6 protein-coding genes and 1 pseudogene are annotated in these 4983 nt (G+C 67.1%); 4 read left to right on the top strand and 3 right to left on the bottom strand.

The features are described 5' to 3' along the window. Positions 1-10 precede the first annotated feature (10 nt). Together CSW58_RS15835 and CSW58_RS15830 are read right to left on the bottom strand one after the other, a co-directional pair. Entirely contained in the window at positions 11-148 is a 138-nt protein-coding gene (locus tag CSW58_RS15835) for a YjfK family protein (RefSeq protein ID WP_255406580.1), read from the bottom strand. A gap of 224 nt (positions 149-372) precedes the next feature. Then, positions 373-606, bottom strand: a pseudogene (locus CSW58_RS15830) (DUF2491 family protein); the annotation flags it as partial. A gap of 178 nt (positions 607-784) precedes the next feature. On the opposite strand from CSW58_RS15830, the gene CSW58_RS11460 reads away from it, so the two are divergent. The 3 genes from CSW58_RS11460 (at position 785) to CSW58_RS11450 (ending at position 3267) form a co-directional block, all read left to right on the top strand. Next, a complete protein-coding gene (locus CSW58_RS11460; RefSeq protein WP_099447375.1) occupies positions 785-1204 on the top strand; it encodes a YjfI family protein in 420 nt (139 codons plus the stop codon). A 28-nt stretch (positions 1205-1232) separates the two neighbouring features. Continuing rightward, entirely contained in the window at positions 1233-1958 is a 726-nt protein-coding gene (locus CSW58_RS11455) for a PspA/IM30 family protein (RefSeq protein ID WP_099447374.1), read from the top strand. A 139-nt stretch (positions 1959-2097) separates the two neighbouring features. Beyond that, on the top strand, positions 2098-3267 hold the full coding sequence (locus tag CSW58_RS11450) for a glutathionylspermidine synthase family protein (protein ID WP_099447373.1): 1170 nt from the start codon (positions 2098-2100) through the stop codon (positions 3265-3267). An 80-nt stretch (positions 3268-3347) separates the two neighbouring features. Here the strand turns inward: CSW58_RS11450 and CSW58_RS11445 are convergent, their stop codons facing one another. Further along, the gene (locus tag CSW58_RS11445; RefSeq protein WP_099447372.1) at positions 3348-3797 is read right to left on the bottom strand and encodes a GNAT family N-acetyltransferase; all 450 of its coding nucleotides are present in this window, start codon (positions 3795-3797) and stop codon (positions 3348-3350) included. A 968-nt stretch (positions 3798-4765) separates the two neighbouring features. Between CSW58_RS11445 and CSW58_RS11440 the strand changes: the two genes are divergently transcribed. After that, a partial coding sequence (locus tag CSW58_RS11440) for a hypothetical protein (RefSeq protein ID WP_143755183.1) occupies positions 4766-4983 on the top strand: 218 nt, incomplete at its 3' end.

Here is a 4983-nt window from a genome sequence, read left to right as displayed (position 1 = left end):
GGCACGCCGATCATGATCTCGAACGACACTCGTGGTCCTCGGTCTCCTGTTCGATGGCTAGCAGAAGCTCGCGGCCGTCGCCCCGGCAATCGCGGGCGAACAGCATGCTGGTCTGGTACAGGCGCCGGTCGCGGCACGCCGTCGCGATCGTCGTGCAGGTCTTCCAGAAACTGACCGGCTCCTGGCTTTCGGCCTCGTCGCCGAAACAGAAAACGCGGATAGTCGGGCAGGCCGCTGGTGGTGAAGCTGCGGGCCCGCAGGCGCTTGGCCCAGGCGCCGCGGTCGGCCGCGCTGCCCGGATAGGCGCTGTCCAGGGGCGAACAGGGTGACGTCATTGACGACAGGCCGTCGCGTCGTCGCTGACGCCTGAAACATCATGTGGTCGTCGGTATAGAAGCGATGCACGAAGCCGCCGTCGCTGAGCGCGACCAGACCCTGGGCCGTGATCACCAGGGTGTCGCGGTCGAGCGGAAACTTGGTCTCGGCGCCGAATCGCCGCCAGGCCAGGGTGTCGATCCACACGGTTCGACCCAGGGTGACATTGCGGATGGCGGGCAGGGCGGCCGGCAGGGCGGCCTGCTTGCGTCCGAAAAGCTTGTTGAACATTCAGCCGACCACGCGAAGGACCAGCCCCCTACATACGCCGCCGACCCCCGCCGTTAAAGGGGGCGCGCCATTACCAACTTGTCATCCGGCAAATGCGGTCGGACGTCTCGACGGGTGGCGCCGGCGCTCCCATCTTGTATGAACGGGGCCAAGGCGCCGCCAACGAGGACAATTGACGATGACGCAGACCTGGAACGTTCGCTCCCTGAAGACCGCGCTCGATGAGCGGGGCGGGACGGAGCTTTCGGCGCGGGTGCTGGAAGGCGCCGATCCTGTCCTGCTGGTCACCATGCGCGATCAGGGCGATCTGGAGATCTTCGTCAGCCTCAGCGACCAGCAGATCGCCGCCTCGGTGCTGTTGTGGCCGGTGGACGAACAGGCCGACCGCCACGCCTTCAACGAATTCCTGCTCAAGGCCCAGAAGCTGGTGCCCCTGTCGAACTTCGGCATCAGCACGGTCGGCGAGCGTGACTATTACGAACTGTTCGGCGAACTGGCGACCAGCTCGTCGATCGACGACATCCTGATCGAGCTGCGCACCCTGGCCTTCAACGCCATCGAAGCGGCGTCCGACCTGCGCACCGAATTCACCGCCTGATCCTTTTCGAGCCTTCCGGAGACTCCCGATGTCCATCTGGCGCAAGCTTTTCACCCTGGGTCGCGCCGGCGCGCATGAGGCCACCTCGGCCGTCGTCGACGCCAACGCCATCCGCATCCTCGACCAGGAAATCCGTGACGCCGACACCGCCCAGGGCAAGGCGCGCGACGACCTGGCCACCCTGGTCGCCCGCCGCCGCATCCAGGAAAACGAGGTCAAGAGCCTGCGCGACCAGGTGACCAAGTACGAGGGCTCGGCCCGCGCCGCCGTCGCCAAGGGCGACATGGACCTGGCCCGCCAGGTGGCCCAGCGCATCGCCGACCTCGAGCAGGAGGTCACCCTGAAGGAGCCTCAGATCGGCGACATGCGGATCGCCGAGGACCAGCTGCACAAGGCCATCACCGCCACCGACCGCCGGATCGAGACCCTGCGTCGCGAGGTCGATGTCGTGAAGGTCAATGAGTCGGTCCAGAAGGCCCAGGCCGCCGTTTCGGCCAGCGGGGCCGGCGCGGGCGCCTCCCTCGGTTCGGCCGCCGGCAGCCTGGCGCGGATCAAGGAACGCCAGATGATCCGGGGCGAGAAGATCAAGGCCGCCGGCGAACTGGAAGACCGCCGCACCGGCGCCGATCTCGACGAGCAGCTGCGGCTGGCGGGCATCATGCCCGGCCAGTCCTCGGCCGACGACATCCTGGCCCGCCTGGCCCCGGCCAAGCCGACCCTGCAGATCGAACAGAAGCCGACCGACGAGGGGTAGGCTTCCCCCTTATCCGTCTCCCCGGCGAAGGCCGGGGCCCAGATCGTAAGGCCGAGCCTTGTCGGAAATCCCTAGAAGTTACGGCTGAATCTGGGTCCCGGCCTTCGCCGGGAAGACGGATTTATGGAGTTGCCGCCTGATGCGCCGCCTGACCCTGACGCCCCGCGCCGACTGGCGGGAAAAGGCCGACGCCGTCGGCTTCATCTTCCACCACATGGAAGGCCAGGCCTATTGGGATGAAAGCGCCGCCTATGCCTTCACCCTGGCCGAGATCGAGAACGACCTCGAGCCGGCGGCGGCCGACATCCACGAGCTGTGCCTGGACCTGGTCGACGAGGCGGTCGGCAGCGACGCCCTGATGCACCGGCTGGCCATCCCGGCCGAGCATCGTGACTTCGTCGCCGCCGCGTGGCGGGCCAAGTCGCCATCGCTCTATGGCCGGTTCGACTTCGGCTATGACGGCGTCTCCAAGCCCAAGCTCTATGAGTACAACGCCGACACCCCGACCAGCGTGTTCGAGGCGGCGACCTTCCAGTGGTTGTGGCTGGAGGAGCTGATCGCCAGCGGGGCCCTGCCGGCCAATAGCGACCAGTTCAACAGCCTGTTCGAGGCCCTGCGCGATCGCTTCACCGCGCTGTTTCCCACTGGCGGCTTCGTGCACTTCGCCAGCGACGCCGACGCCGTCGAGGACCGCCAGACCGTGCGCTTCCTCGAGGACCTCGCGGCCCAGGCCGGGCTGGAGCCCAAGTTCGTGGCCATGGACGCGATCGGCGCCAATGCCGAGGGCCAGTTCGTCGACCAGGACGGCTATCTGCTGCAGGCCGCGTTCAAGCTCTATCCCTGGGAGCAGATGCTGCGCGAGCCCTATGCGGTTCATCTGGCCACCGCCCAGGTGCGCTGGCTGGAGCCGGCCTGGAAGTCGATCCTGTCCAACAAGGGTATCCTGCCGCTGTTGTGGGAACGCCACCGCGGCCACCCCAATCTGCTGGAGGCCTATTTCGAGGGCGATCCGGCGGCCTCGGCCCTGGGCGGACGCTATGTGCGCAAGCCGCTGTTCTCGCGCGAGGGGGCCAATATCGAGATCGTCGGCGGCCCCGACGGCGAGCGCGAGCCGATTCTGGACCAGGGCTACGGCGCCGAGGGGGCGATCCTGCAGGCCTATGCCCCACCGCCCAATTTCGACGGCCAGCGACCGGTGGTCGGGGCCTGGATGGTCGGCAACGAACCGGTCGGGATCGGGATGCGCGAGGATGACAGCGTGGTGACCAAGAACCTGGCGCGGTTCGTGCCGCACTTTATCGAGGGGTAGGGGGGCTCGCGGCCTGCCCGATGTCCGAAGTCGGCGTCCGTTCGAAAGGCGTGGTTCGACCCTGGTCGGACATCACAGCCTTAGGACAAGGTAGCCTCAAAGTGCGTTTTCTTCCCGCGTACGAACCCGGCGCCTTCGTAGAAGCGCAGGGTCTCCTGTCGCTTTGAGCCTGTCGCCAATGTCGCTTTGTAGCATCCGACATCCCGGGCCCTGCGAACGGCGGCGTCCAGGAGCGCGCGCCCAATGCCCCGTCGGCGCTCGGCGGCATCCGTCACCACGTTCTCGATTATAGCGTAGGCGCGCCCGCCCCGCGTCAGGTTCGGAACGATGGTCAATGTGCAGGCGCCTATGACGGCATGGCCTGATCGCGCCACCAGGACCGTCGTTTCCTCCGACTGGATCAAACGGGACCATACCGAAGCCGCGTGAGTGGAATCCAGTGGCGGGTCGTTGGGATGTAACTGCGCGTACAGGATGAGCAGGCTGGGAAGATCCCCTCGCTCGGCGGGCTCTATGAAGAAATGCTCCATGGGGTTCAGCTAGCGGGGTTTTCCGAAGGTCCGCAACCCACCCTTCTCAGACATTTGGAGGGGCCGCATTGCATCCGCCCCGGATGCGACTTCGCCTTAAACCCTTGGTGGAATTGGCGCTCTGGGGTCAAGCCTGCCCGGCGGGGCGCCTGGCTTCAGATACTCCCCCGTTTCAAGGGCGAGGTGTCAGATCCGCCACAGCCCAGTCCTCATGAACCCCCTCCCCTTGCGGGGAGGGGGCAGGGGGTGGGGTTTCGGCTCCGAGCCGGCCGATACGGCGCCGGCGCCCCCATCCCCAACCCTTCCCGCGAGGGGGAAGGGGCTTTCGACGGGCGCCCGCCGTGCTCCACCCCGGTGACGCCACCGCAAACCCTAACGACATCAACGCCCTGCAAAATAGTTCAGCGCGCCAATCAAAGGCGCTCAAACCGCCCGTAAGCTCATCCCACCTCGTCGCGGTGGAAAGGGCGCATGGCCAGCGACCGGTGCGGCGGCGGGGGGTGATCGAGCGGGACTGGGGTCGGGGCGGATACCCGACCATGTCCGGGGCTTTCCGTCGCTGCGGAAACCCGCCCGCCATCGGCCTGGGACGAAGGCCAACACGGGTGATTTGAGCCTTGGGCCCTCGTGCTTCGTCCGCCGCCAGGCCGGGAAACCGGTGGACGCGGCTTCCGGTAAGGCGTCAACAGCGCCGCCCGCCGGAAGGCTGATGATCGAGACGGTCGCGCGGCGCGTCGGACGTTGTCGAAACGGTATCATCATCAAAGTTCTCCGGACCTCGTCCGGCGCGCCGCGACCCTTTCCGTTCTCACCTTGCGGCCCGTTCGGCGCGGGCGGCGGGGGTGCGCCCAGAGCAAGCTCGCCGCCAAGGGGGCAAGGCGCTCTCTGGCCTATGGCGCCGCGGCGCGCCTCCCCTCGGCCCGACAAACTGGCTAATCTGCCTGGCCGCAGCCCCTTCGGATTCGCCCGTGTCCCAGATCGCCGTCGCCGACCTCACCGAAGCCCAGGCCGCTCACGAGCTGGAGCAGCTGGCCGACGCCCTGGCGACCCATGATCTGGCCTATCACCAGCAGGATGCGCCGACGATCAGCGACGCCGACTATGACGCGCTGAAGCACCGCAACCTGGCGATCGAGGCGCGGTTTCCGCATCTGGTGCGTGACAATTCGCCGTCCTTGCGGGGTCG

The sequence above is a fragment of the Caulobacter sp. B11 genome (assembly GCF_002737765.1).
Taxonomy (GTDB): Bacteria; Pseudomonadota; Alphaproteobacteria; order Caulobacterales; family Caulobacteraceae; genus Caulobacter.
Note: the sequence above shows the minus strand (reverse complement) of the source record. Positions and strands in the feature narration are given on the sequence as shown.